This is a genomic window from Streptomyces blastmyceticus (assembly GCF_039521185.1).
GTDB classification, from domain to species: domain Bacteria; phylum Actinomycetota; class Actinomycetes; order Streptomycetales; family Streptomycetaceae; genus Streptomyces; species Streptomyces blastmyceticus.
Genome location: NZ_BAAABW010000026.1, coordinates 937,715 through 963,404, shown reverse-complemented (window position 1 = coordinate 963,404; position 25,690 = coordinate 937,715). Strand labels below are relative to the sequence as shown.

Annotated in this window: 23 protein-coding genes; 12 read left to right on the top strand and 11 right to left on the bottom strand. The window is 66.0% G+C overall.

What is annotated here, in order from left to right; translation table 11 throughout:
* Nucleotides 1–121 precede the first annotated feature (121 nt).
* Nucleotides 122–553, bottom strand: coding sequence for a guanyl-specific ribonuclease (locus ABD269_RS26625; protein ID WP_344121770.1), 432 nt, complete (start codon nucleotides 551–553; stop codon nucleotides 122–124).
* Between the two features lie 224 nt (nucleotides 554–777).
* Here ABD269_RS26625 and ABD269_RS26620 point away from each other — a divergent pair, with 224 nt between their 5' ends.
* From ABD269_RS26620 to ABD269_RS26600, 5 genes are all read left to right on the top strand, one after another.
* On the top strand, nucleotides 778–1,425 hold the full coding sequence (locus ABD269_RS26620; RefSeq protein ID WP_301891517.1) for a helix-turn-helix domain-containing protein: 648 nt from the start codon (nucleotides 778–780) through the stop codon (nucleotides 1,423–1,425).
* A complete protein-coding gene (locus ABD269_RS26615) occupies nucleotides 1,422–1,613 on the top strand; it encodes a DUF6126 family protein (RefSeq protein WP_344121768.1) in 192 nt (63 codons plus the stop codon). Before ABD269_RS26620 ends, ABD269_RS26615 begins: the two co-directional genes overlap by 4 nt.
* Nucleotides 1,614–1,696: 83 nt before the next feature.
* Nucleotides 1,697–2,356 (top strand): thiaminase II/PqqC family protein, encoded by a 660-nt coding sequence (locus ABD269_RS26610; RefSeq protein WP_344121767.1) that lies wholly within the window; start codon nucleotides 1,697–1,699, stop codon nucleotides 2,354–2,356.
* A 4-nt stretch (nucleotides 2,357–2,360) separates the two neighbouring features.
* The gene (locus ABD269_RS26605; protein ID WP_344121765.1) at nucleotides 2,361–2,879 is read left to right on the top strand and encodes a GNAT family N-acetyltransferase; all 519 of its coding nucleotides are present in this window, start codon (nucleotides 2,361–2,363) and stop codon (nucleotides 2,877–2,879) included.
* 230 nt (nucleotides 2,880–3,109) lie between these two features.
* Nucleotides 3,110–4,657, top strand: a complete 1,548-nt coding sequence (locus ABD269_RS26600; protein ID WP_344121763.1) for an FG-GAP-like repeat-containing protein — start codon at nucleotides 3,110–3,112, stop codon at nucleotides 4,655–4,657.
* A gap of 76 nt (nucleotides 4,658–4,733) precedes the next feature.
* Here ABD269_RS26600 and ABD269_RS26595 read toward each other — a convergent pair whose 3' ends face one another.
* The 5 genes from ABD269_RS26595 to ABD269_RS26575 all read right to left on the bottom strand — a co-directional run bounded on the left by ABD269_RS26595 (nucleotide 4,734) and on the right by ABD269_RS26575 (nucleotide 11,639).
* Nucleotides 4,734–6,242 carry a S1 family peptidase gene (locus ABD269_RS26595; protein WP_344121761.1) on the bottom strand — a complete coding sequence of 503 codons (1,509 nt, stop codon included), beginning with the start codon at nucleotides 6,240–6,242 and terminating at the stop codon, nucleotides 4,734–4,736.
* 158 nt (nucleotides 6,243–6,400) lie between these two features.
* Nucleotides 6,401–7,642 carry an acyltransferase family protein gene (locus ABD269_RS26590; RefSeq protein WP_344121759.1) on the bottom strand — a complete coding sequence of 414 codons (1,242 nt, stop codon included), beginning with the start codon at nucleotides 7,640–7,642 and terminating at the stop codon, nucleotides 6,401–6,403.
* Nucleotides 7,643–7,664: 22 nt separating this feature from the next.
* Nucleotides 7,665–9,290, bottom strand: a complete 1,626-nt coding sequence (locus ABD269_RS26585) for an FG-GAP-like repeat-containing protein (protein ID WP_344121757.1) — start codon at nucleotides 9,288–9,290, stop codon at nucleotides 7,665–7,667.
* 307 nt (nucleotides 9,291–9,597) lie between these two features.
* A complete protein-coding gene (locus ABD269_RS26580) occupies nucleotides 9,598–11,190 on the bottom strand; it encodes a S1 family peptidase (RefSeq protein WP_344121755.1) in 1,593 nt (530 codons plus the stop codon).
* A gap of 77 nt (nucleotides 11,191–11,267) precedes the next feature.
* A complete protein-coding gene (locus tag ABD269_RS26575; protein ID WP_344121753.1) occupies nucleotides 11,268–11,639 on the bottom strand; it encodes a hypothetical protein in 372 nt (123 codons plus the stop codon).
* A 677-nt stretch (nucleotides 11,640–12,316) separates the two neighbouring features.
* Between ABD269_RS26575 and ABD269_RS26570 the strand changes: the two genes are divergently transcribed.
* Nucleotides 12,317–16,261, top strand: coding sequence for a polymorphic toxin-type HINT domain-containing protein (locus ABD269_RS26570; protein WP_344121751.1), 3,945 nt, complete (start codon nucleotides 12,317–12,319; stop codon nucleotides 16,259–16,261).
* Between the two features lie 805 nt (nucleotides 16,262–17,066).
* Nucleotides 17,067–17,492: a hypothetical protein gene (locus ABD269_RS26565; protein ID WP_344121749.1), complete on the top strand. Its 426-nt coding sequence runs from the start codon at nucleotides 17,067–17,069 to the stop codon at nucleotides 17,490–17,492.
* Nucleotides 17,493–17,586: 94 nt separating this feature from the next.
* On the opposite strand, the gene ABD269_RS26560 is transcribed toward ABD269_RS26565, so the two are convergent.
* Both ABD269_RS26560 and ABD269_RS26555 read right to left on the bottom strand, forming a co-directional pair.
* Complete coding sequence (locus tag ABD269_RS26560) at nucleotides 17,587–17,784, bottom strand: DUF397 domain-containing protein (RefSeq protein ID WP_344121747.1); 198 nt, start codon at nucleotides 17,782–17,784, stop codon at nucleotides 17,587–17,589.
* Nucleotides 17,781–18,602 (bottom strand): helix-turn-helix domain-containing protein, encoded by an 822-nt coding sequence (locus ABD269_RS26555; protein WP_344121745.1) that lies wholly within the window; start codon nucleotides 18,600–18,602, stop codon nucleotides 17,781–17,783. The genes ABD269_RS26560 and ABD269_RS26555 overlap by 4 nt, the downstream gene beginning before the upstream one ends.
* 133 nt (nucleotides 18,603–18,735) lie before the next feature.
* Here ABD269_RS26555 and ABD269_RS26550 point away from each other — a divergent pair, with 133 nt between their 5' ends.
* Entirely contained in the window at nucleotides 18,736–18,957 is a 222-nt protein-coding gene (locus tag ABD269_RS26550; RefSeq protein WP_301891506.1) for a hypothetical protein, read from the top strand.
* A gap of 332 nt (nucleotides 18,958–19,289) precedes the next feature.
* Here the strand turns inward: ABD269_RS26550 and ABD269_RS26545 are convergent, their stop codons facing one another.
* From ABD269_RS26545 to ABD269_RS26535, 3 genes are all read right to left on the bottom strand, one after another.
* Nucleotides 19,290–20,030, bottom strand: a complete 741-nt coding sequence (locus ABD269_RS26545) for an ALF repeat-containing protein (protein ID WP_344121743.1) — start codon at nucleotides 20,028–20,030, stop codon at nucleotides 19,290–19,292.
* Nucleotides 20,031–20,206: 176 nt separating this feature from the next.
* Nucleotides 20,207–20,869 (bottom strand): DUF6875 domain-containing protein, encoded by a 663-nt coding sequence (locus tag ABD269_RS26540; protein ID WP_344121739.1) that lies wholly within the window; start codon nucleotides 20,867–20,869, stop codon nucleotides 20,207–20,209.
* 130 nt (nucleotides 20,870–20,999) lie between these two features.
* Nucleotides 21,000–21,629 (bottom strand): LysE family translocator, encoded by a 630-nt coding sequence (locus ABD269_RS26535; RefSeq protein ID WP_344121736.1) that lies wholly within the window; start codon nucleotides 21,627–21,629, stop codon nucleotides 21,000–21,002.
* A 264-nt stretch (nucleotides 21,630–21,893) separates the two neighbouring features.
* Here ABD269_RS26535 and ABD269_RS26530 point away from each other — a divergent pair, with 264 nt between their 5' ends.
* From ABD269_RS26530 to ABD269_RS26515, 4 genes are all read left to right on the top strand, one after another.
* Nucleotides 21,894–22,613: a GntR family transcriptional regulator gene (locus tag ABD269_RS26530; RefSeq protein WP_344122089.1), complete on the top strand. Its 720-nt coding sequence runs from the start codon at nucleotides 21,894–21,896 to the stop codon at nucleotides 22,611–22,613.
* Between the two features lie 216 nt (nucleotides 22,614–22,829).
* A complete protein-coding gene (locus tag ABD269_RS26525; protein ID WP_301891501.1) occupies nucleotides 22,830–23,840 on the top strand; it encodes a sugar ABC transporter substrate-binding protein in 1,011 nt (336 codons plus the stop codon).
* Nucleotides 23,837–24,877 (top strand): ABC transporter permease, encoded by a 1,041-nt coding sequence (locus ABD269_RS26520; RefSeq protein WP_301891500.1) that lies wholly within the window; start codon nucleotides 23,837–23,839, stop codon nucleotides 24,875–24,877. Before ABD269_RS26525 ends, ABD269_RS26520 begins: the two co-directional genes overlap by 4 nt.
* A complete protein-coding gene (locus tag ABD269_RS26515; protein WP_344121733.1) occupies nucleotides 24,874–25,662 on the top strand; it encodes an ATP-binding cassette domain-containing protein in 789 nt (262 codons plus the stop codon). Before ABD269_RS26520 ends, ABD269_RS26515 begins: the two co-directional genes overlap by 4 nt.
* Nucleotides 25,663–25,690 lie beyond the last annotated feature (28 nt).

The window sequence follows — 25,690 nt, the reverse complement described above, 5'->3', positions numbered from 1 at the left end:
AGCTCACCCGGCCATTACAGCGGAGGTCCCGCCGTCGGAGGTGACGGCGGGACGCAACTCGCGGTGGATTCCGGGCCCGTGCGGGCCCGGATGGCTCAGCGGGCTCAGCGAGCCGGCAGGCTCAGCAGCTGAAGTCGACCAGGTCGAATGTCGCGTAGTGGTCGGCGGTGTAGTAGTCCTCGTGCTGCTGCTGGCCGGTGATGATGCGGCGGGCGCCGCGGTCCGGGGCACCGGGGGTCTTGACGGTGTACTCGTGGTAGTAGCCGCCGGCCTGCTGCGGCAGCACGCCTTCGCGGTTGGAGAAGACGATCCCGTCCCTCGGATAGGGGAAGGGGCCGCCGTTGTCGATCAGGGTGATGGTGTCGTGCGCCTGGGACGGCAGATCCCCGTAGCAGATGTCGCCGACGATCTTCACGGAGGCGGAGGCGGTGGCGGAGACGGAGGCCGGGTGGGCGGCGGTGGGAGTGGCGGCGACGGCGGGGCCGCCGAGCAGCACCACGGAGGTCAGGGCGGCGAGCGCCGCGGTACGCATGAAACGAGGGGGGTTGGTCATGACGCCCAGCATGACGCGCGTAGCTCATGACATGTCAATGCCAAAAAGCAGAGTTTCCCGGCTGTTCACCGGGGGTGGGGCGAGAGATGAAGTGATCAAGAGAAACCCATGAGGAGCCCTGGTGGAGGCCCCGGCGGAATCTTTGCCTCAGGCTCTCGGGCGGCTGATTTGCCTCGCAGGCAAAAACTTTGCCTCTGAGGCATGGGCGGGGCTATACCGGACACATGAGCCCGTCGCCCGACCTGGCCGCGCCACCCGGCCCGGCCGACCTCGCAGACCTGCCGTCCGTCGCCCCACGCCTGCGCGACCTGCGCAGACGCAGTGGCCTGACCCTGGAGGCCGCCGCCGCGCGCGTCGGCCTGTCACCCGCGCACCTGTCCCGCCTGGAGACCGGCCGCCGCACCCCGTCCCTGCCGATGCTGCTCACGCTGGCACGTACGTACGGGACGACGGTATCGGACCTCCTGGGCGAGGCGATCCCCGAGCGCGATCCCATTGTGCGCGCGGACCGCATGGAAGCCCAGGAGTCCGGCGGCTGGACGTACTGGCGGGCCGGCGGCTCCGGGCGGGCCATGCAGGCGCTGCGCCTGCACGTGCCCCCGGGCGCGGGCGACCAGGCCGAACTGGTGCGGGTGCACCCCGGCGAGGAGTGGCTCTACGTCACCGGCGGCCGGCTGCGGCTGACCCTCGGAGAGTCCGTCCACGTGCTGGACCCCGGCGACGCCGCGCACTTCGACTCGCTCACCCCGCACCGCATCGCGGCCGCGTCGGGCAGCGGAGTGGACCTGCTGTTCATGCACACGCTGATGCAGAGCGGCGCGACCGAGCTGTGCCTCGGCGGCGCCGCACCGACCCGGAGGGGAATGCCATGAGCAACGCCTCGCAGGAACTGAACACCGCCGACGCCACCGCTGCCGAACCGGTGGTGAAGAAGGTGAACGAGCAGGACCGGGCCCCGATGTCGGTGACGATCCGGATCTTCATCTATCTCGTAGCCGTCCACTTCTTCGCAGGTTTCCTCTTCCTCCTCTTCTACCTGGCCGGAGCGAACGCGAAGTGAGCGCGGCGGCCGGGCACCGGGCCGCGATCTTCTGACAACCTGTTCCCGGGGCTCCTCACCGCTCGGGACAGGAAGGCGTCAAGATGGCTCGTACGGCCCGGGAAGTGCTGGCGGACGCGGTGGGCGGGCTCGCGCCCGCCGACGGGGCGAACCCGCTGGTGCCACTGATCGCGACAGGCGAGGCACCCCGCGAGGTCTTCGCGGCCCTCGCCCTGGAACAGCACCACATCATCCCCGGCGACCGCCGCAGCTTCCTGCACCTGGCCGACCGGGCGGCACCTCAGCCCGCCGTGGCCGCCTTCTTCCGCTTCCTCGCGGAGGGCGAGACCGAGGCCCTGCACCGGCTGACGGCCCTCGCGACTGCCTGCGGCCTGGACGAGGACGCGGTACGGGCCTACGAGCCACAGGCCGGCTGCCAGGCCTACCCCGCGTACGCGGCCTGGCTCGCACTCGGCGCCGAACCGGTCGACGCGGTGGTCGCGCTCACCGCCAACTTCGCCGCCTGGTCCGGCTACTGCGGGACCGTCAGCCGTGCCATGTGCGACCACTACGGCTTCGACGACCGCGCATGCGGCTTCTTCGACTTCTTCGCCGAACCGTCCCCCGAGGCCGAGGAACTCTCCCTGGCAGCGGTCACCTCCGGCCTGGACACCGGCCTGCTCTCGGAACCGACGGCCCACCGCTACGGCCGCCTGATCCAGTCCTACGAGCTGATGTTCTGGGAGACCCTCGCTGTACGGTGAAGTCATGGTGATCTACCGCGTAGCGACCCCGGAAGACCGCAAGCATGCCGAGGAGATCGACAACTCCTTCACCACCGACACGATCCTGGAAGTGACCGCGACCGACGGGGAATTCCGCATCCACCCCGTCCCGGTGGACCCTCCATTGCGCAAGGTCTATCCGGACGACGAGGAGACCGACGGCCAGGAACACGTCATCGTCGCCGTCGACACCGAGGGCGACGTGCGCGGCGCGATCACCCTCGCATACGCCCCCTGGAACCGCCGCCTCCACATCGCCGACTTGAGGGTCGCCCCGACCCACCGAGGCCGAGGCATCGGCACTGCCCTGATGGAGCGAGCTCTGGCCCACGGACGTGAACTTTCCGCGCGCACGGCCTGGCTGGAGGTCACCAACGTGAACGCCCCGGCGGTGCGGGCCTATCGCCGACTGGGCTTTGTGTTGTGCGGGCTGGACACGTCGCTGTACGTGGGGACGGAGTCGGAGGGGGAGACGGCGCTGTTCATGAGCCGGGGGGTGTGAGCGGCGGGTTTATCCGGGGAACGTGATCAACTGTTGTGGGGGATTTGCGACAATGACTGGGCTCTGCGACGTCATGGTGTCGCGGAGCTCGGCCAGGCCGCCCCGTGGGCGGTCTTTGATTCACGGACTTGATTCCCATACATACTTCAAGAAGCCGTTCAACGCTTTCCGCTGGGCGTCGCTCACCGAAATCCCGTGTGCCGGCTGGACTGGTCGTGTACGCAATGGTCGTGGCGCTGCTGACCGCCGGTTTCGGCGCCGCCCGTACGGAGTCCGCGCACGCGTCCCCCACCGACTGGAAGGTGCCGCGGCTCGCGGTGATGCCTCTGGGGGACTCGATCACCGAGGGCGCCCGCAGCACCACGAACTCCGGATACCGCGGCGAACTGTGGAACCGACTGGCCCCGCACGCCAGTAGTCTGGACTTCGTGGGTTCGCAGCAGCACGGCCGGCAACTGGCCGACCGGGACCACGAAGGGCATTCGGGCTGGCGGATCGACGAGTTGTCCGTCAATATCGAAAAGTGGCTGGCGGCGGCCCGCCCCAACGTAGTGCTGCTGCATATCGGCGCCAACGACGTGGATCAGAACTATCACGCGGACACCGCCCCCGACCGACTCGGCAGCCTGATCGACCAAATAACGGCAGCCGCCCCTGGTGTGACCGTACTGGTCTCCTCATTGGTTCCCTCCACCAATCCCGACACACTGGCACGCATCGAGAAGTACAACACCGCCGTGCCAAAGGTGGTCGAGGAGCGGCGGAAGAGGGGAATGAACGTCGGGTACGTCAGCATGGCCGAAGTCACTGTCCAGGACCTCGGTGACTGGCTCCACCCCAACGACGGCGGATACGTCAAGATGGCCAACGCGTTCTACAACCGCATCGCCCGGGCGGCAGCGGACGGCTGGATCCGCGAGCGCGTCGACGTCAGGCCCGTCTCGCCTCGCAAGCTGCCCTTGGGCGATTACCAGGTCGACATCAACGGTGACGGCCGGGCGGACTACCTCGTGGTCGACGAATACGGCGCCGTCAGCGCCTGGCTCAACAACGGGGACAAAAACCACGTCGCCTGGACCAAGGCGGGTCGGAACGGACGGATCGCCACAGGTGTCGGTGCGTCGGGCGACCAGGTGCGCTTCGCCGACATCAACGGTGACGGCCGAGCCGACTACCTGGTGGTCGACGACAGTGGTGCCGTTCACGCCTGGCTCAACGACAGCACCACAGGCCAGGACAAGTGGACCGACGCGGGCACCTTCGCTCCTGGTGGCCATGTACCCCGCGACCAGGTGCGCTTCGCCGACATCAACGGCGATGGCCGAGCCGACTACCTGGTCGTGGACGACCACGGTGCCGTACGCGCCTGGGTCAACAACGGGGCCGGCGGCCACGACGGGTGGACCGATGCGGGCGTCATCGCCACCGGTGTCGGCGTGCCGGGTGACCAGGTGCGCTTCGCCGATGTCAATGGCGACCGACGGGCTGACTACCTGGTGGTCGACGGCAGTGGTGCCGTTCACGCCTGGCTCAACGACAGCTCCACAGGCCAGGACAAGTGGACCAAGGCGGGTGTCATTGCCACCGGCACCGGGGCACCCGTGGATCAGGTGCGCTTCGCCGACATCAACGGCGATGGCAAGGCGGATTACCTCACGGTCGACGACATCGGCGTGATCCGCGCCTGGGTGAACAACGGGGGCGATGGCCATGATGAATGGACCGGGATCGGTCCGGTCTCCTCTGCCGTCGCCCCAGGAAGCAGAGTCCGGATCTAAGGTGTGGGGATGAACTGAGAACACAGCGCTGCCTGCATTACAAAGTGGAATGCAGGCTGCGCCGTGTCTGGCGGGGTCAACCGACGAGCTGGACCTCGGGGCGCGTCGTACCCGCCGTGCTCACGCCGGGGTAGTAGCTGAGCGGTCCGGGGGCCCAGCGGATAAGCACGTCGTCGGGGCGGTTGTCGCCGGCGGCGAAGGAGCCCACAGTCAGGTTCTGGACGTTCTTCCAGGGCGAGTTGAGGGAACGAATGCTGGTCCTGCCGTGATAGCCGGAGGGGTCCAAGGCCGAGAACACGGTGGCCGAGCCGTCGTTCCAGCGGATCAGGAGGTCACCGGTCTTGCCCCCACCGAACTCGCCGGAGCTCATCTGCGCGGCTTCGGTCCATCCCTTGTCCAGCTGGGACTGCTTGCCGATGCCGTTGGTGCCGAGGTCGGAGTACAGCGTGGTCGAGCCGTCATCCCAGAGGACGAACATGTCGTCGCGCAGGGGGTTGTCCGTGTAACGGCCGACCGTGATGAGGCGGGCGCCCTTCCAGTAGCTGCCGACGGCACCGAACGTCTTCTCGTCATGGAAGCCGTTCTCATCGACATGAAGATATGTCGAGAGCTTGCCGCTGGCCCACCGCACGGTGATGCCATCCGAACCGCTGTCGGTGAAGCTGCCGCCGGCGACGGCTCTGGCGTCCTTCCAGTAACTGCCCGCCGGAGCAACCTTGTACTCCGCGGAGTACGGGTACTCTGGGGCGTTGTGGTCGGCGCCCTGGAAGATGCTGGCCGAGCCGTCCTTCCAGACGACGAACAGGTCCATGCGACGCTTGACGGCAGCCGACTTCCCGGTGAAGTAACCAGAGCTCATGTGAGCCGTGTTGCTCCAGTTCGCCCCACGCAGAATGTCGCGGGAGGAGGTTTTCTGAATCCAGGCGGCGATGTCGTCGACACGGGAGTCGACAGCACCTGTGCGGGTTTCCTTCTCGTCGGACCCGAAACAACCACCCTGCCAGGACCGGCTGTTCACGCCGACCAGCTCAAAGCGGCCGTTTATGTTCCGGAATGCCGGGCCGCCGGTGTCGCCTTGGCAGATGGCCGCACCGTCGGACTTGCCGACGAGGCCGACCGTGGTGTCCTTCACGGCTCCCACGCTGAACTTCGCGTAGTGCAGGCGGTCAGGCGTCCACTCCTCCTTGGTTCGACCGTAACCCGTGACCCACAGCTCCTCGCCGCCGATCGGAGTGTTGGAACCGAGGCTCGCGGGGGCGATACCGGCGACCGGCTGCGCCAGCTTGGCCATCACCAGGTCACGGTCCTCGCGAGGGACGAGCTCCACCACGTCCACCACATTGCCCGTCTCCCGAGTCAGGTCGGCGCGGCCGATGGTGGCGGTCGTCTTCAGCTTGGGCGCACCGGCGGGGACCTTGAGGCTCTGAGCGGGATTGTCGGCGAAGCAGCTGGCGGCGGTGACCAGCCACTGCTGCGCCACGAGCGCGGCCGAGCAGCTGCGCTGGCCATCCACCTGGTTGCCGATGTCGAGCTTGGCTGTGAACGCGAACGAGTCGTTGACGCTCTGGCCCACGATGGCGTGCACGGGGGTAGCCGTCAACATGCTCGCGGTGGCGGCGGATATGAGCAGTCCTGTGACCCACACTGCACGTGGACGTCTGGCTGACATGTCACTCTTCCTTGTTCGGGGATGTGTTGTTCGCCAAGCTGAGCAGGCCGAGCGGAAGCGGGCGAAGCCCGGTATCACTCCGACGGCCCCCGATCCTGGCGCGAAGGCATGACGTGCGCGGCGGCTCGCGGGTCGTACGGCTGGTTGAGGGATTCCAGATCCGAGAGCTTGCCGGTGATGTTGTAGCTGTTCGGGTAGCTGTGGATACGCATCTCTTCGAGGCTCACCTTCAGCTTCCGGCCCATCCATCGCCCCAGCGGGCGTTCGACATGCCGGTGGACGAGCCATGAGGCGATCAGCAATGCCGTGAGCAGAACCGCCATGATGGCGTAGGGGTGGAGGCGACGCTCCAAGTGCCGTATGAAGATCCAGCCTATGTCTTCGTGGAGAAGATAGAGGGGGTAGGTCAGAATGCCTGCGGTAGGCAGCCAGCGCCAGGTGATCCAGTTGGTGAACCCGGCGGCAACTGCCGCCATGACGACGAAGATGACGGTGAGAAGAACCAAGGCCGGCCACAGTGGTGCCTTGATTCCCGCGTAGTACTGGTTGGATTTGTGGGCATCGACCAGGAAATGCTGGCCGAGCAGGAAGCAGCCGCCGACGATGGACCACAGGAGTGCGTTCGGCTTAAACCTGTAGATGAGGTAGAGCGCGATGCCCGCGATGAAATACCAGCAGTTCTCGGGCATGACCACGGCTGCGACCAGTCCGTTGTCGACCTTGGCGGCGAAAAGCCCGGCCACGGCCCACCCAAGGCAAAAGATGACCAAGCGTCGGTAGGTCAGGCCCTTCCAGGCAACAAGGGTGAAGAGCAGGTAGAACCGCAACTCCGCCCACAGGGACCAGTAGACGCTGTCCACGCGGTCGACACCCAACGGGTCCTGGAACATGGTCAGATTGACCGCGAGGTTGCTGAGCGTGGGAACGTCTCGCACCCCAGGAAGCAACCAGAGTATGAACGCGGCAGCCAGGACGGCAAACCAGTAGGCGGGGTAGAGGCGCGTTGCCCGCGAGATGGCGAACTCTCCCACGCTCTTGCCCCAGCAGCTCATGCAGATGACGAATCCGCTGATGAGGAAGAAGAGTTGGACTCCGAGCCATCCGTAATAGCTGAAAAGATAGGTGTTGGGGAAGTGGCTCTCCACCGAAGTGGCCCAGCCGGTGCCGTTGTAAGCCATGGTGTGGAAAGCGACCACCATCAGAGCCGCGATGAGGCGCAGGCCGTCCAGGGCGTAGAGCCTGGACTTCGCCGGCTGGGCCATTGTCGGCCCGCGATCCGGTTCGCCCCGTCTGGCAACATACATGTCGTTTTCCACCTGCTCGGTTTCTCAAATCGCTTTAGATTCGGACTTTACTTCCGGGTTCGCCGACACCGGTGGCGAAATTGACCGAGTCGCCCCACCCGCCGTGGTCGGTCCCGCCGTTATTGATCCACGCATCGACAGCACCGTTCACCTGGATGGCCAAGTAGTCCGCCTTGCCGTCGCCATTGATATCGGCGAACCGCACCTTGTCACCGGGTTCGCCGACACCGGATGCGAAGGTGCCGAACGCGGTCCACCCGCCGTGATCGCTGCCGCCGTTGTTGATCCAGGCGTCGACCACGCCGTTGTCCTGGACTACGAGGTAGTCGGCTTTGCCGTCGCCGTTGATGTCAGCGAAGCGCACCCTGTCATCAGGCTCGCCCACGCCGGATGCGAAGGTGCCGAACGCGGTCCACCCACCGTGTTTGGTCCCACCATTGTTGATCCACGCCTTCACCACGCCGTAGTCCTGGACCACGAGGTAGTCGGCTTTGCCGTCGCCGTTGATGTCAGCGAAGCGCACCCTGCTGCCAGGCTCATCCACGCCGGATGCGAAGGTGCCGAACGCGGTCCACCCACCGTGACCATTCCCGCCGTTGTTGATCCACGCCTTCACTACGCCGTCGTCCTGGACGACCAAGTAGTCGGCTTTGCCGTCGCCGTTGATATCGGCGAAGCGGACCTTGTCACCGGGTGCGCCCACGCCGGATGCGAAGGTGCCGAACGCGGTCCACCCGCCGTGACCATTCCCGCCGTTGTTGATCCAGGCGTCCACGGCACCGTTGTCGTGAACGACCAGGTAGTCCGCCTTGCCATCACCATTGACATCAACCCGGTAGTCGCCGGGAGGCGCCTTGCGGGACGGGGCGGGTTTGATGTCGACTTGCTGTCGGATCCAGCCATCAGCGGCCGCGCGGCCGAGGCCGTTGTAGAAGGCCTCTGCCATCTTGAGGTATCCGTTGTCGTTGGGATGGATATCGTCGGCGAGGTCTCGTGTGGTGACCGCACTCATGTCGACGTACCCGACGTGCAGGCCCTTGCCCTGCCGCTCTGCCACCAGCTGTGGGATCACGGCATTGAACTTCTCGATGCGCTTCTGGGTTTCGGCATCCGCAGAAGGCACCAGGGAGGAGACAAGAACGGTCATGCCGGGGGCGAGCGCCGTTATCTTGTCCACGAGTTCGCCGAGGCGACGAGGGGCCGTGTCCACATGCTCGTTGTCATGCATGTCGTTGGTGCCGATGTGTAGCAGTACCACATTGGGGTTCGCCGCCGGCAGCCATCTGTCGACGTTGGCGAACAGACCGTGGATATTCCAGCCCCAGTGTCCTTCGTGATCCGGGTCGGGCAGCTTGCCGTTCCGCTCCGACCCCACGAAGTCCAGGCTGTCGGCGTGCGTGGCCAGCCGGTTCCATAATTCAGCGCGGTAGCCGGAATTGGCGGAACTACCGGCTCCCCAGGTGATCGAGTCCCCCAAAGGCATCACCGCAAGGCGCGGCACCTTCCAGTCCTTTGTAACTGCCGCGGACTCGGTCGTTGAAACCGAGTGCCGCCCGTCGCTGGGCGCACTCTGCGGCAGATTCGTCTGGTTGATAGTCGTGGCCAGCGCAGGATGCGCACCTTCGGCGGTGACGCCGACGGTCAGCAATCCAGCTGTCATCGCTGTGGTAAGTGCGCGCGCCACCAACCTGCGCGACTTCCGTCCGAGCATGTGGCGCCTGTCGGGACGCGCGGCGCCGCTGCTCGGATGAGATCTCGGAATCAAAACAATGACTTTCTGTCAGGTCTGCCTCTGGGCAGCCGAGATCGCGCTCTCTCGAACGCGACGTCACAGAACCCCGGACAGCATGGTTGGGCCGGGATTGTCCGGGCCTGATCACGGCAAGTCCCACAGCCCCGGGTGCCGCTCCTGTGAAGAGGCACCCGGGACGTCTGGCCGGTGACGATCGGCCCAGCGGGCCGAGCCGTTACTTGAGGAGTTCAACCTCTGGAGGCGTGCCGCTCGCGCTCACGGCCGGGTACAGACCGAGATTGCCGTCGGACCAGCGGACGAGGATGTCGCTGGGACGGGCGTTGGTGGCGAAGGCCCCTGCAGTGACCGACAGGGTGTTCTTCCACGCGGACTTGTCGTCGCGGATCTGGATCTCGTCGCGGAACGGCTTGGCCGGGTCGGAGTTGACACCCGGGAAGATGCTGGCTGAACCGTTGGCCCAGCGGACCAGGAGATCGGCGGTCCCCTTGCCGGTGAATTCCCCGGCACTGATCTGCTCGATGTAGGTCCCGGCCTGCATCGCCGTCTGTAGCTGCTTCTCCTGCTTCAGCCCGTTGGCGCCGACGTCGGAGAAGAGCGAAATGGAGCCGTTGACCCAGACGACGAGCAGGTCGTCGCGCTGGGCGTTGCCGGTGTACCTGCCGACCGTCATCAGCTTGGCGTACTTCACCCAGGTGTCGTTGGCGGGCCTGAGCTGTTCTTCCTTGCTGAACCCGTTCTGGTCGACATGGGAGAACCGCGTCACCTCACCCGTGCGCCAGCGCACGACCAGGCCGTCGGTACCGCTGCCCGTGAAGTTGCCGCCCGCGACCGAAGTGGCGTACTGCCAGCCGCTTCCCGCGACCTTGTACTCGGCGGTGAAGGGATACTTCGGGTTGTTGTGGTCGGCGCCCTGGAAAATGCTGGCCGACCCGTCCTTCCAGGCGACGAACAGATCCATGTGCCGGCTGCCGCCGGGCGAGCCACCGGTGAAGTAGCCCGGGACCATGTGCTGCGCGTCAGTCCAGGTTTTCCCGCGGAGGAGGTCGCGGGAGGAGGTGGTCTGGATCCAGGAGGCGATGTCGTCGACGCGGGTGTCGATGGCGCCGGTGCGGGTTTCCTTCTCGTCGGAGCCGAAGCAACCACCCTGCCAAGACCTGCTGTTGATGCCGACCAGTTCATAGCGACCACCGATGTCACGGAACGCGGGGCCGCCGGTGTCGCCCTGGCACGCTGCCGCTCCCTCGGACTTTCCGGAGAGGCTGACCGTGGTGTCCTTCACGGCCCCCACGGTGAACTTCGCGTAGTGCAGGCGGTCAGGGACCCACTCGTCTTTGGTACGTCCGAAGCCGGCAGACCACAGTTCCTCGCCCTGTAGCGGAGCGTTGGAGCCCACGCCGGCAGGGGTGATGCCGATGACAGGGCTGGCGAGCTTGGCCATGACCAGGTCACGGTCCTGGCGCGGAACAAGTTCCACAACGTCCACCACACTGCCTGACTCACGAGTCAGGTCCGCGCGGCCGACGGTGGCGATGGTCTTCAGTTTCGGTGTACCTGGGGCGACCTTCGAGCCCAGCGCCGGGTCATCGGCAAAACAGCTGGCGGCGGTGACCAGCCACTGCTGGGCGACCAGAGCCGCACTGCAACTGCGCTGGCCACCGATGTCGAGCTTCGCCGCGAACTGGAACGATCCGTCCTTCGCAGCATCACCCACAACAGCGTTAGCAGGGGAACCGGTCAACAGGCCGGCGGCGATGGTTGTCGCGGCGAGCCCGGTCGCCCATGCTAAGTGCGGGCGTGTGACAGACATGTCTTTCCCTCGAAATCTGCACCCTGGTGGGGACCAGGATGGGCCCAAATCTATGGAGTCTTACGCGCAGGGACTGTTCAGCCGGTGACGCGGAGCTCCACCAGGACAGCCGGAGGCCCGGGCGGGACAGTGCCTTCGCCGACGCTCCGCGAGTTGTTCTTGGGTACGTCGACGGTCGAGGTGGTTCCGTCAGCGGTGACGCTGGCCCGTACCGCATATTCCCCGGTTACGACGATGAAGGTCTCGGGGATCTCCAGCGAGAGGTAACCGGACTTGCCGGTTCCCGTGACCTTGAAGCAGTATCGGCCTTCTGCGTTGTGATGGGTGAAGACCTGGATGTCCGTTGAGACGCTGCAATCAGCCAGAAGGATGTGGCCGTCTCCCTTGCGTAGGGCGATCCCCTTCTCCTTGAGGATCTTCGCCGCGTTTGGGTACTCGAAGGTCTCCACTGCTGAAGGCGGAATGGGATCGTCCGTAGGGCCGGGAGCGGCCATCGAGACGCCGGGTGTGAGAGCACCCGAGATGAGAGATGCGACTGCGATAGCACCAGCAACCGAGGTTCTGCGCACGCGAGGTATCACCAGAGATTCCTTTTCGACTTGACGCTGCAAAGCATGCGTAATGGCCAGATAAAGGTGAAGCTGGGGTGACAACGTATCACCTTGCGTGAGCACGCCGTGACTTGGCTTGCGACAGCAGCTTCTTGACTCAACCCTTCCCTCGGGTCCGCTGGCACCCTAGGCCCTCCGAGCGTCACCTGGCGGGCGGTAATCGGAGGCTGTGTGGCGCGCATCACATTCTGTGCTGTATGCAAGTTGCGGGAGCGGGTGACCGTCCTCCGGGGGCAAGGCCGGTCGCTTCCTCGGCAGCGGGTCACTTTCGGCCAGTCCGCTTAATTGACTGGATTCGATGCGTGAAGGATTTGTAAAGTCGGCATACTTGGCCCGCGGTGCCGACGTTCGGCATCTGGCAACGGAAGTTGTCAGTCCGCGAGATGAGCATTTTCTTGAGACGAAGAGGACGCCTAACAGCACCGGCAGGGAGAGCATCGCGCGCTATACGCCTGCTTTGCCTGAGCCTGTTACCCATAGCTCTCGTGGTGGGCCTGCTTGGTCCCGCACCTGCCATGGCCGACAGTGCCACGGACCTCCCTCGGAGTGTCCCGCCGGCAGTGCCCACCATCCGAGGTCAGGTCGTTGAGCTGTGGAAGGCTGGGGGGCCTGGGGTCAAGGCTGCCGCGGAAGTTGCTCTGACAGGCAGCGATGATGACGTAGCGCGCTTCTTGACTCAGGTGGATGACAGGACGGTCCAGGACGGCCGGGTGGCTGCGGCCCAGAAGGCCAGTGTGGGCGGCCGGGCCGTGCAGGAAGCCGCTCTCAAGGCCCTGACCGGAACCCCTGCTGAGCTGAAGAGGTTCCTGGACGACGGCTGGAAGGCTCCGTTCGAGCAGGATCAGCGGGTCCGCGTGGCCCAAATCATCAGTACGGGCGGAAATAGCGTTCAGAAGGCCGGCCGTGCCGCACTCAACGGTACGGCCGGTGACGTCAGGACGTTCCTGGAGCAGGGGCAGTACGCCCAGCGTGATCAGGATGACCGAGTTCAGCTCGCACAGATCCTGAGTATTGGCGGGCCCGAGGTCCGGACAGCCGGCAGGATTGCGCTCACCGGGACTCCGGATGACGTTCGCGAGTTCCTGCAAGTCGGTCAGTATGTGGCGCGCTCCCGTGACCAGGAGCAGACCAGCGTTGCCCAATTGGCTGAGTTGGCACGTGAAGCGGGCAGTCAGGCGGCTGCGGAGACTGAAGCTGCCAAGGAGGCTTCGGCTCGCGCTGTCACGGCTTCGAAGCTTGCGAAGGAGGCGGCGAAGAAGGCTGCCGCCGAGGCGAAGGCGGCCAAGGACGACGCGCAGGATGCCGCCAGTGCGGCAGGGCGTGCGGCATCTGCGGCGAGCCAGGCCGCCGAGGCCGCGCAGGAAGCCATTGATGCCGCCCGTGCGGCCAACAACTCCGCGCGCATTGCAGCGAATGCCGCTGCTCAGGCGGCTGCGGCCGCGGCCGGGGCTGCCCAGGCCGCGTCTCGGGCTCGTAGTGCGGCGGCTGATGCTGCCACGGATGCGGGCAACGCTTCTGCTGCACGCAAGGCGGCCGAGGATGCCCGAGGCGCCGCGAAGGGCGCCCAGTGGGCAGCGGATGCCGCTGCTCAGGCCACGATTGCCGCGACAGCCGCCGGGGATGCGGCGAAGGCAGCCGCCGAGGCCGGCGGCAATGCCGCCGACGCTGCCGATGCCGCTGACGAAGCGAGCGGATACGCCGATCAGGCCGATGTGCATTCCGCCGAAGCCCGGGAGGCGGCCGCAGCTGCTCGTCGCCATGCCAAGGAAGCGACTCGCGCCGCCAACGCTGCCGAAAGCCTCGCCCGCAAGGCCGCCACTGCCGCCGGTGAGGCGCGCGACGCGGCCAGATCCTCCGCAGAGCATGCGGAAGCGGCTGCCAGGGCAGCTGACGAAGCCGCAGCGCATGCGGGCGAGGCTGCTGGTGCAGCCGACAAGTCCTCCGCCCACGCCAAGGCCGCCAAGGCGGCCGCCGACTTCGCCAGTGGGGCAGTCGTCAAGGCGAAGGCCACCTACGATCTGGCCCGTCAGGTCGAGGCCGCCGAACTTCTCACCCGTACCAATGAGGGCATCGAACGGGCCAGAGATCTCAAGGCGATAGACGACAAGCGTCAGGCGGATCAGACCCGGGCGGCTCAGCAGACCAAGGATCTCGACGCCGAGGCCCAGCGCCTGGCCGCCGAGGCGGCTCAGCCCGGAACCGATGCCAAGGACATTGTGGCCAAGGGCCGCAAGCTCGCGTTGCTGACGATGAAGATCAGCGGTCCGTGGAGCCAGGCTGCTGCCGAAGCCGCCCTCGGTGGCACGGACGCGATGGTCATCGACTACGTACGCACAGGCTGGAAGGAAGCCGTTCAGCAGGACGACCGCGTTCGCGTCGAACGGCTTGCTGGGGAAAGCGAACTGGATTCGGTCCGTAAGGCGGCGGAGGAGGCCCTCAAAGGCGATGCCGCGCAGATCACCACGTTTTTGACCGTCGGCCAGTATCAAGCCGGTGCTGCGGACTTCCGTGTCTACATCGCGCAAACCATCTCCGCCGGTGGTACGGGAGTTCAGGAAGCAGGCCGAGCGGCGCTGACCTCCGGGTCTCTGGACAAGTACCGCGAGTTCATCACCACCGGGCAGTATGCCGCCCGTATCCAGGATGAGCGCGTCCGCGCGGCGCAGCTCATCGACAGCGGGGGCCCAGAAGTCAAGAGCGCGGCCCGCATCGCTCTGGAGGGTCCGCCGCAGTTCCTGCACACATTCATCCAGGCCGGCCAGTACAAGGCCCAGCGCCAGGACCTCCTGGCCGCTACTCACCAGGCGCGGGTCCAGCAGCTGATCGCGGAGGCGGCAGGTTATGCCGCAACCGCCCAGCAGAACGCGGCTGAAGCAGGTCAAGTCGCTGCCCTTGCACAGAAGAAGGCCGCCGAGGCCAAGGAATACGCCAAGCAGGCCCAAGCATCAGCCGCCGACGCCAAGGACTCTGCCGCCCAGGCCGCCCAGTCGGCCAAGGAGGCCGAAGCCTCCGCGGCCCGCGCCGCCGAATCGGCCAAGACCGCTCGCCAGGCAGAGGCCGACGCCAACCGGGCATCAGCTGATGCGGCGAACTCGGCTTCCGACGCATCGGTTTCAGCGGAACTGGCACACGTCTCCGCATCAACCGCTTGGGCCGCAGCCGACCAGGCCCGCACCTCTGCCGCCGCAGCGGGGAAGGACGCCGCAGCCACTGACAAGGCGGCCAAGGAAGCCTTCGACATAGCCGCTGAAAAAGCGAAGGCCGAGGTGGAAGCGGAACGGAAGGCCTACGCGGAAGCCAGGGAGAAGGCCCGGAACGATCCAAAGCAGAAAGCGTACGAGCGGTACAAGTGCCCAATGTTGGGCTGCGAAGCATTTGACAACCCTGTTCGCTGGTGCCAGCAGAACAAGATTGCATGCTACGCCATTCTGAAGGGGGCGGAGCTCGAGCCTGGCCTCCGACGGATGCTGGAGATGGAAAAGGAAATCCTTGGAATCACCCAGCTCCAGGAATGCATCAAGCAGAATGACTCCAGGGCGTGCGCCGAACTTGCGATAGACGTCTCTATCGGCTCGAAAATGAAGCTCTTGCACAAGTCGTTCGAGGGCCTGCGTATCCTGAGGCGGGGATGCACTCAGTGCTTCCTGGCTGGCACCAAGGTCCTGTTGGGGGACGCCTCCACACGCAACATCGAGGACATCCAAAAGGGAGACAAGGTCCTCGCGAGCAACCCGGAGACCGGCGAAACAGCTCCGCGCAAGGTCACCCGCCTGATCGTCACTGAAGACGACAAGCGCTTCAACGAACTGACGATCGCCACTCGCAACGGTTCCCAGAAACTGACCGCCACCTACGAGCACCCGTTCTGGAGCCCCTCGGAAAACCGTTGGCTCAAGGCAAATGAACTCAAGCCTGGCACCAGCCTCCTGAGCAGCGACAGAACCACCGTCCGCGTCCAAGCCAACCGCACCTTCGACCAGCACGCACGTACCTATAACTTCACCGTCGAAGACCTCCACACGTACTATGTCCTCGCAGGTGCGACGCCGATCCTGGTGCACAACTCCACTTGCGGCCCTATGGTCCTCGGGATTAGCGAGCATTCAGAGAGGCTTGCAGGTGAGCTGAAAGGCGCGTATACGTTCAACGACCCGAAGTATGCGCAGGTGATCGGCCAAGTTGGCGGTAAACCGTTCGCGGACTGGCAGCAGAGAGTGATTAATACCCTTCGTGAAAATCGCGAGGTAGCGATAAACCTTCATGGATTCACGGGTGATACCCCTGCAGAGCGGTTCATGAATGCGTACAAGGCTGGTGGCGGAGAGGGGTGGAGATCGACCGAATGGGAGATGCGTCAGGTTGGTCTACAGGTCCAGCGGGGAAATCTCGAGTGGAAGAAGATTACGTGGTACGACGAAAACGGAAAACTTGAAAAGCAGCTTGACGAGCCCAGCTGGTAGGAACGAGGAAGGGGGCGAACGAGGAAATGAGTGAACTTTACCGATCTGACCGGTACTTCAAGGTCTGGCAATATACGGTGGGGCATCGTCGACTGCTCCTGAGGAGCACGCGAGACAATCCTCCATCGACTCGAATTGACGTACATTTCGGAGCGCTTAGCCTGATGGTCCTGCGCCCTTACTATGAAGGGCTGGTTATCCGCGAGGGAACCAGTGATGAATGTACGCTCGTGGCAAGCGAGTACGGTGTCAAAGTTACGCCCGGATACCTATTCGTCTTGGGGGAGAACCTGTCGAGCTTTGTGGTGTCAGGAAAACCGCAGTGGCATGAGGATGAGGGTGGAACTGATGATCCATCTTGGTTCGGCCACATGGTTGGAACCCTGTAGGAGAGTAGTTCCTGGGCGCGCTCAAGCCCGACCTGGCGCTTAGCCAGGAAAATTTCGTGACGGTCCGTCGGCTTGTCTGCCGGACCGTTTCGGCTTACCGCTCTGGCAACGGGCAGGCTATATGCAACAGGCTGCCTCTGCGGGATGGGAACCAGGGAAGGTACTGTGCAACCAAATTCCTGGCATTCAGATCGGCGCTCGGTCGAGAGGCTACGGGTGTGGCAGAGTGCGAGAAGATTCGAGACCTGCTCGTTCGGGTTGAGCTTCAAGATCAGTCGTTCGGATGGAAAGATCGCTTCTCGGTAATCTTCGAGTAGTGAGCGCCGGAGCGTCGCTGGTCCTGGCGGCGAATCTGATCGATGGTCGCTCCGGACAAAGATGCAGGAAGCGAGCTGGATCGAGACGATGGAAACTCGATGAAGAAAATAGTTATCTCGGTTGCCATACTCTGTGGCGCTGCGCTGGCAGTGGGCGCCGCAGTCTTCCTCTCCACCGCCGAGCCCTACGGCTCGGCGGAACCGAGTGAACTCGTCGGCTCCTGGCGCGGGAGTCAGGGCGCGGAGCTGACCCTGCGCAAGGACGGGTCGCTCAGCGCAGTGAAGGTTCCCACCGACTTCTCCGACTCCGGGGAGCCCATCAAGCCGTTTACGGGCAAGGGGACGTGGGAGCTGAAGGCGAAGTCCGACTTCGACGACCAGGAGATCGATGTGTCGCTCGGTGAGGTATTCGGATCCAAAATAGGCATCTACCTGCAGGTCAAGGGGAAGGGGGCCCGGGATGGTCTGGCCATCCCCGTCTCCGTGGACACTGCGCAGAGGTTTGCCTTCAAAAAGGACTCTTAGGCGGCTGACTTAAGAGCTGGTGGCCGGATCCGGTGAACCCGGTCAACCCTGACCTGTGAGGCGGCTCCCCTGAGGGAGCCGCCTCGAACGGGGCCTATGCAACGGCCTTGACGTGAGAGATGAAAGTAGCCCACGCGGCGGGTTCGAAGACAAGGGCCGGGCCGGTGGCGTCCTTGCTGTCACGTACAGGGACGACATCGGCCAGGCCCTCGCCTATCTCTATGCAGTCCGGCCCACCATTGGTGCTGTAGCTGCTCTTGCGCCATATGACGGGCAGTTCACTTGCGGTCATGAGCTTGGCTCCTTCAAGTGCTCGCGGATCAAGTCGGCGGATTCTTTTGGCGGCAGAGCCACCGCGCGCAGAAGATCATAGGTGTGGACTGCCTCGGCGATCTCGCGTGGTTCCAACGCCATCCGGCCCTGGGAGAAGCCGTCGATGTACAGGACATCCGCACCTTCGTCGAAGCCCATGAGAGTGAACGGTCCGGCCAGGCCCGGGTGTGCGCCGGCTTGCCGCGGGATGACCTGGATGACGTTGCGGGGGTCCGCGCCGACCTCCAGAAGTTTCTCAAGCTGGGCGCGCATCACCTCCGTCCCTCCGATGGGCCGGAGGAGCACGGGTTCGTCGATCACGAACCAGCACGTGGGCGGTACTTCGCGTTCGAAGATCGCCTGCCTGCTCATGCGCACGGCGACGGTGTCGTCAAGATTGACTGCTCGGACCGCTTCGAGCATCGCCCGTGCGTACTCCTCTGTTTGGAGAAGTCCGGGGACAACCTGCCCCTGAAATGCGCGGATCGACGTGGCATCCTGCTCCAGCTCGACGTACGGCAAGAACCACGACGGATACGCGAACGTGAGCATGAGCGGATGCAGTCGCCCGAAGTGCCCGCCGGTCTTCAGCGCCGCATCCAGGTCCCGAGCGAGATCCTTGGACGGAACCCGCTTCGCCGCCTCGACCTTGCTGATCATCGACTGGGTGGTGTGCGCCTTCTCGGCCAGTGCCTCCTGGGACATGCCCGCTTCTCCCCGGAGTCGGGAGGTCTCGGAGCCGAAGAAGGCGAGGAGCGAGCGCGTCGGGTCCGGTGCCGGGCCGGTCTCTTCGGCCATATGTTTGACCCTTTCCATGACGGTGCCGGTGTCATGAGTTCTGGTCTAGCCACCGTAAGTGATGTGACGCAACTCTCGGATCACAACAGGGAGTTGCCCGCTCCACATGAGCGGCACACGGAGGTTCGAACGGATGACGAACATGACGCCATGGGGGATGGGCTACCGCTCCGGAGCGCTGGTGGTCGACAAGGAGACCGGTGCTGTGGGCGTGACGCAGGGGGTGGCGGGGCGGATCTACACCGTCAAGTCGGTGCAGGACGGGTCCTTGTGGACGGCGCACTCGACGCGCCTGCGCATCGCCACGACCGAGGAGCGCGCGAAGCTCGGCATCGGCCCCCGGGGCGTGCACTGATGGGCGTCGTCTCCTTGCCGCACACATCCGGCCCCGGCGTCGTGGTCGGCGGCGTAGCTGACCGGTGTCCCACCTGCGTCGGTTTGAGGAACGCTCAACGCTGGGCATGGGCCACCGCTGACCATGACGCCGGAGCCCGCGCGGGGCGCGCGTTCCACCGACACTGGGAGACGCACCACCGCTCACCGTCATGGTCGCACTGCGCACCTTGACTCCTGGCGCCCAGCAGGCGATTGCAGAAGCCCTGCCGGAGTTATCCTCGGGCAGGGCTTCTGTGTTCCCTCTTTGCAGGCTCCGGTGAATAGGGGAGCAAGAGTTGAGCGGCTGGAGCGTCAGCTCCGGGGCCCCTTGTCCTTGGCGCGGGCTGTGTACTGCCCGGTCTTGATGAAGGCGACGCGGTCTTCGGGTGTGCCCTTGAGTGCGGCCTTGGCCGCCTTCCTGACCTCGGGGCCGCCTTCGTTGAAGATCCGGGAGATGAGGACGTTGTTGTCGTCGTCCCGGGCTGTGTACTGCCCGGTCTTGATGAAGGCGACGCGGTCTTCGGGTGTGCCGTCGAGTGCGACCTTGGCCGCCTCCCTGACTCCGTAGCCGCCTTCGTTGAAGATCCGCGAGATGAGGACCTTGTTGTCGTCGTCCCGGGCTGTGTACTGCCCGGTCTTGATGAACGCGACGCGGTCTTCGGGTGTGCCCTTGAGTGCGGCCTTGGCAGCCTCCCTCACCCCGTAGCCGCCCTCGTTGAAGATCCGCGAGATAAGGATGCTGTTGTCGGTGTCCTGGGCGATGTACTGGCCGGTCTCCAGGAAGGCGCGCATCGCCGCCGGGCCGTTGGCGATGGCCGCGTTGCCGTCGTCGGCCACGACGGAGCCCGGCTTCGCGGCACCGATGATGCGCAGGATCTCGGCACGGTCGTTTTCGGCCTGCTGATCCTTGTCGACGGGCTTCTTCGCCGGGGCCTGGCCGGGGGCGCTCTGGGCCGGCGGCGTGGACGGGGCCGGGGCGGCGGCGTTCGCGAAGGCCGGGGAGGCGAGCAGGACGGCCGGGGCAATGGCGGTGGTGGTGATCAGCGAGGCCATTCGGGACAGCTTCAAGACAGCAATCGCCCTTCATATCTCAGGTTCAATCAGGTCGATTGACTGTATAAGCCACGCGCACCTTGATCCATAGGTTTGATCAGGACAATTGGCGGGTTCTCGACGTACCGGTCAGGCGGTGGTGCTGGCCTGACCGGTGCCGACCACGCATGAGCTCGCTATTGGAGGAACGGGCACCGCCCCATCTCCCCCCGCGCCAGCTCCAGTTCCTCCCGCGCCCGCCGTCGCGTCGCCGCGCTCGCAGATGACTGATGTTCAAGAAACGCCGCCACAAACCCCGCCCGCCGCTCCGGCGGATAGTGCTTCTCCGTCAGGAACGGCAAGTCGTTGGCGACCATGCTGCGCGCCACCAGCAGGGGAGTGTCGCTGTGCAGTGGGCGGAAGGCGGGGTTGTGCAGGCCCGGGCCCGGGTGGTCCGGGAAGAATTCGCCGAGCATCATGCCGTCCCCGACGAACTCCGGTTTGAGGCGGTCGTGGACCCGCACCACGAGGTCCTCCGGGAGTCCCGGCAGCACCAGCACGATCGTCTTGTCGATGGCGTGCGGGCCGCCGCGTGGCTCCATGGCCAGCCAATGGGCTTTCAAAGCAGACGCGGCGGCCTCCAGTCCGGCCTCGTCCGCGACCGGCGGAGTGGCCAGGGCGAAGCGGATCAGGCCCAGGCGCTGGGAGAGCGGGACGAACGGGCAGACCGCGCCGCGGCGGCCCAGGTCCGGGTGCGGTCGGGCCACGTGACCGGAGATCCAGTCGGCCACGGAGCGGAGCCGTTCGTCGGCGGCCGCCTCCCGTTCGTCGAACAGCCGGATGCACGCGAGGTCGTTCATGGTTCGGTACCCCCGTAGGCAAGGTGTCGCGTACACACGAAAACGGGGTGGGTCGGGGGAGCGGTTGAGCCGGGTGGGAAAGTTCGTTCGGTCATGGCGGGTACCGGGCTTTCATCGGGGTGAGGGTGGTCTACGCCGCCAGGGCGGAGCCGAACTCGACCAGCAGTAGGGCGGACGCCGCCAGCAGCAGTACGCCGGAGCCGCCCAGCAGCAGCCGGTAGCCGCGGGTGCCGATCCGGTGGCGGGCGCGGGCCACGATCAGGGCGAGCGCCGCCTTGCTGCCGACGAGCAGGGCGTAGAAGCCGAGGAGGAAGCCGCCCGCGCCCGGCGGGCTGTCCCGCCAGGCGGCCACCAGCAGCGGCGCTCCGGTCGTCAGCCAGAAGACCCACGGGTGCGGGCTCAGCAGATTGATCAGCACCCCCTGCCGCAGCGTCCGCCGGCCTTCGGCCCGGACCACGGCGGCCTCCCGTACCGCCGGGATCTCGGCGGTACGGGACTCACGGATCGTCGACGCGGCCAGCCAGGCCAGGAACAGCCCGCCGATCACGCCTCCCGCCGAGACCGCCCGCCCCGGCAGTACGGACAGCACCGTCACCGAAAGGATGATCACCGGCAGGTCGGTGATCAGCGGCACCGCCGCCACCCGCAGCCCCACGCCGAGCCCGCCGCGCAGCGTCCCCGACAGCACCAGGGCGAGCAGGGGGCCCGGGCTGATGCCGGCGCTGAAGCCCAGCGCCACCCCCAGAGCCAGCTCTTCCATGACCTCGCCTTCCCCTCGACCGGGCAGGACAGGAGCACATGCGAAATCAGTGCATATTCACTGACATCTACGTTGTATCTGCATTGCACAAGACGCGAGTCGTCGGCGAGGAGTTGACGGCCGGGTCACCCGTACCGGTAAGGGAAGAGCCGGGTTCCATTGACTCCGGGGCAATGTCAGGACAACCTGACCTCCGAACTTCCCGTCATCCGGTCCCCCGGTTACGCTCCCTTCGTGGCGACCCATCGATCCCTCCAGTTCAGCCTGGACCGCAGCAGTCCCGTACCGCTCTACTACCAGCTGTCGCAGCAGCTCGAAGCCGCGATCGAGCAGGGCGCGCTCGCCCCCGGCAGCCTCCTCGGCAACGAGATCGACCTCGCCGGCCGGCTGGGGCTGTCCCGGCCTACCGTCCGGCAGGCCATCCAGTCGCTGGTGGACAAGGGCCTGCTCGTACGGCGTAGGGGCGTCGGTACCCAGGTCCTGCACAGCCAGGTCAAGCGCCCGCTGGAGCTGAGCAGCCTCTACGACGATCTGGAGGCCGCCGGCCAGCAGCCGGCCACGCAGGTGCTGCGCCATCTGGTCGAGCCTGCCACGGCGCGGGTGGCCGCCGCGCTCGGGGTCGCCGAGGGTGCCGACGTCGTCCTGATCGAGCGGCTGCGCCTCGCGCACGGCGAGCCCATGGCGCACCTGCGCAACCACCTGCCCGTCGGTCTGCTCGACCTCGACGGCGGGAAGCTGGCGGAGACCGGCCTCTACCGGCTGATCCGCGTGGCGGGCATCACCCTGCACAGCGCCCGGCAGACGGTCGGCGCCCGCGCGGCGACCGCCGAGGAGGGGGCGCGGCTCGCCGAGCCGGAGGGCGCGCCGCTGCTGACGATGGAGCGGACGACGTACGACGACACCGGGCGTTCGGTGGAGTTCGGCTCGCACATATACCGGGCGTCGCGCTACTCCTTCGACTTCCAGCTGCTGGTGCGCCCCTAGGGTGCCGGACAGGTCAGTCCGTCAGAATGTTCGGACAAAGTCTTGACGCGGTGTGGCGTCCGCCACTAGAACTCCACCCACATGCAGCAGCCCCGCGCGGGCCCGCCGAAACCCCGGCGGACGGCGGTGACGGATGGTGACGGATACTTGGGCGGTTGGGCCCGCAGGACCGGGGTCCGGCCGCACCGTGAAAGACAGTGAGAAGGGCAACTCCTCGTGGCAAGGGTTCGGACAGGCGTACGTGCGGTGAGCGCCGTGCTGGCAGCGGTGCTCGGCGCCACCCTGGCGGGGTGCAGCAGTACGGGCGGAAAGCGCGCGGAGGAGCGGGCGGCCAAGGCCTCCCAGGGGCGCGCCAATGTCGACACGCCCCGCTGGACCTTCGCGATGGTCACCCACTCGGGCGATGGCGACACCTTCTGGGACATCGTCCAGAACGGTGCCAAGCAGGCGGCGGCCAAGGACAACATCAAGTTCCTCTACGCGCACGACGTCGAGGGGAACAAGCAGGCCCAGAACGTGCAGGCCATGATCGACCAGAAGGTCGACGGCCTGATCGTCACCCTCGCCAAGCCCGACGCGATGAAGGACGTCGTCGCCAAGGCGAAGAAGGCCGGCATCCCGGTGATCACCGTGAACTCGGGCTCCGACAAGTCCATGGAGTTCGGGGCGCTCACCCACATCGGCCAGGACGAGACGATCGCGGGCGAGGCCGTCGGCGAGGAGCTCAACAAGCGCGGGAAGAAGAAGGCGGTCTGCGTCCTGCACGAGCAGGGCAACGTCGGCCACGAGCAGCGCTGCGCGGGTGTGAAGAAGTCCTTCAAGGGCGATCTGCAGAACCTCTACGTCGAGGGCACCAACATGCCCAACGTGCAGTCCTCCATCGAGGCGAAGCTCCAGTCCGACAAGGACATCGACGCCGTCGTCACGCTCGGTGCGCCCTTCGCGCCCACCGCCGTCAAGGCCGCGCAGCAGGCCGGCAGCAAGGCGGAGGTCGACACCTTCGACCTCAACGCCAAGGTCGCCGACGCCCTGCAGGACGGTTCGCTCGGCTTCGCCGTCGACCAGGACCCGTACCTCCAGGGTTACGAGGCGGTCGACCTGCTCTGGCTCTACAAGTACAACCGCGACATGCTGGGCGGTGGCCGACCGGTCCTCACCGGCCCGCAGATCATCACCAAGGATGACGCCAAGACCCTCGCCGAGTACACGAAGCGGGGCACCCGATGAGTACAGCCACCACCGCGCAGGCCGACGAGCGCCTGCTGCGCCAGGGCTATCTGCGCCGCCTGATGGGCCGCCCCGAGCTGGGCTCGGTCGTGGGCGCGGCGGCGGTCTTCCTCTTCTTCTCCTTCGTCGCCGACAGCTTCCTCCAGCCGTCCAGCCTGTCCACCGTGCTCTACGCGTCCTCGACGATCGGGATCATGGCGGTGCCGGTGGCGCTGCTGATGATCGGCGGCGAGTTCGACCTGTCGACCGGTGTGATGGTGACCAGCTCCGCGCTGGTCTCCTCGATGTTCAGCTACCAGATGACGGCCGACGTCTGGGTCGGCATCGGGGTGTCCCTGCTGGTCACCCTGGCCATCGGCTTCTTCAACGGGTTCATGCTGACCCGCACCAAGCTGCCCAGCTTCATCATCACGCTCGGCACCTTCCTGATGCTCACGGGCCTCAATCTGGGCTTCACCAAGCTCATCAGCGGCACCGTCTCCACCAAGACCATCGGCGACATGGAGGGCTTCGACTCCGCCCGCGCGGTCTTCGCCTCGCACCTGTCGATCGGTGACGTCGACCTCCAGGTCACCATCCTGTGGTGGTTCGGCCTGGTGGCCCTGGCCACCTGGGTGCTGCTGCGCACCCGCGTCGGCAACTGGATCTTCGCGGTCGGCGGCGGCTCCGACGCGGCCCGCGCGGTCGGCGTCCCCGTCAACAAGACCAAGATCGGTCTGTACATGGGCGTCGCGTTCTGCGCCTGGATCTCCGGCCAGCACCTGCTGATGTCGTACGACGTGGTGCAGTCCGGCGAGGGCGTCGGCAACGAGTTCCTCTACATCATCGCGGCCGTCATCGGCGGCTGCCTGATGACCGGCGGCTACGGCTCGGCCATCGGGTCCGCGGTCGGCGCGTTCATCTTCGGCATGACCAGCAAGGGCATCGTCTACGCCCAGTGGAACCCGGACTGGTTCAAGTTCTTCCTGGGCGCGATGCTGCTGCTGGCGACACTGCTGAACGCATGGGTCCGTAAGCGTGCGGAGGCGAGCAAGTGACCGCTCTGGTGGAGCTGACGGACGTCAGCAAGTTCTACGGGAACATCCGCGCCCTCGAAGGGGTCTCCCTGGAGGTCCACGCGGGCGAGATCACCTGTGTCCTCGGTGACAACGGCGCGGGCAAGTCCACCCTCATCAAGATCATCGCGGGGCTGCACCGGCACGACGCGGGCACCTTCTCGATCGACGGCGAGGAGATCCGGCTGGGCTCGCCCCGCGAGGCCCTGGACCGTGGCATCGCCACCGTCTACCAGGACCTCGCCGTGGTCCCGCTGATGCCGGTCTGGCGGAACTTCTTCCTCGGCTCCGAGCCGACGAAGGGCGCGGGCCCCTTCAAGCGGCTGGACGTCGCCAGGATGCGCGAGACCACCCGCGCGGAGCTGCTGCGCATGGGCATCGACCTGCGCGACGTCGACCAGCCCATCGGCACCCTCTCCGGCGGCGAGCGGCAGTGCGTCGCCATCGCGCGGGCGGTCTACTTCGGGGCGAAGGTCCTGGTCCTGGACGAGCCGACCGCCGCGCTCGGCGTCAAGCAGTCGGGCGTGGTGCTGAAGTACGTGGCCGCGGCGCGCGACGCCGGTCTCGGCGTGGTGCTGATCACGCACAACCCGCACCACGCGTATCTGGTCGGTGACCGGTTCGTCCTGCTCAAGCGGGGTGCGATGGCCGGCAGCCACGCGAAGTCGGAGATCGCGCTCGACGAGCTGACGCGCCAGATGGCGGGCGGCAGCGAGCTCGACCAGCTCAGCCACGAGCTGGCGCGGGCCGCCTCCGGCGAGGAGTGACCTCCGGCCCCCGCCCGGGGTCCCCGGT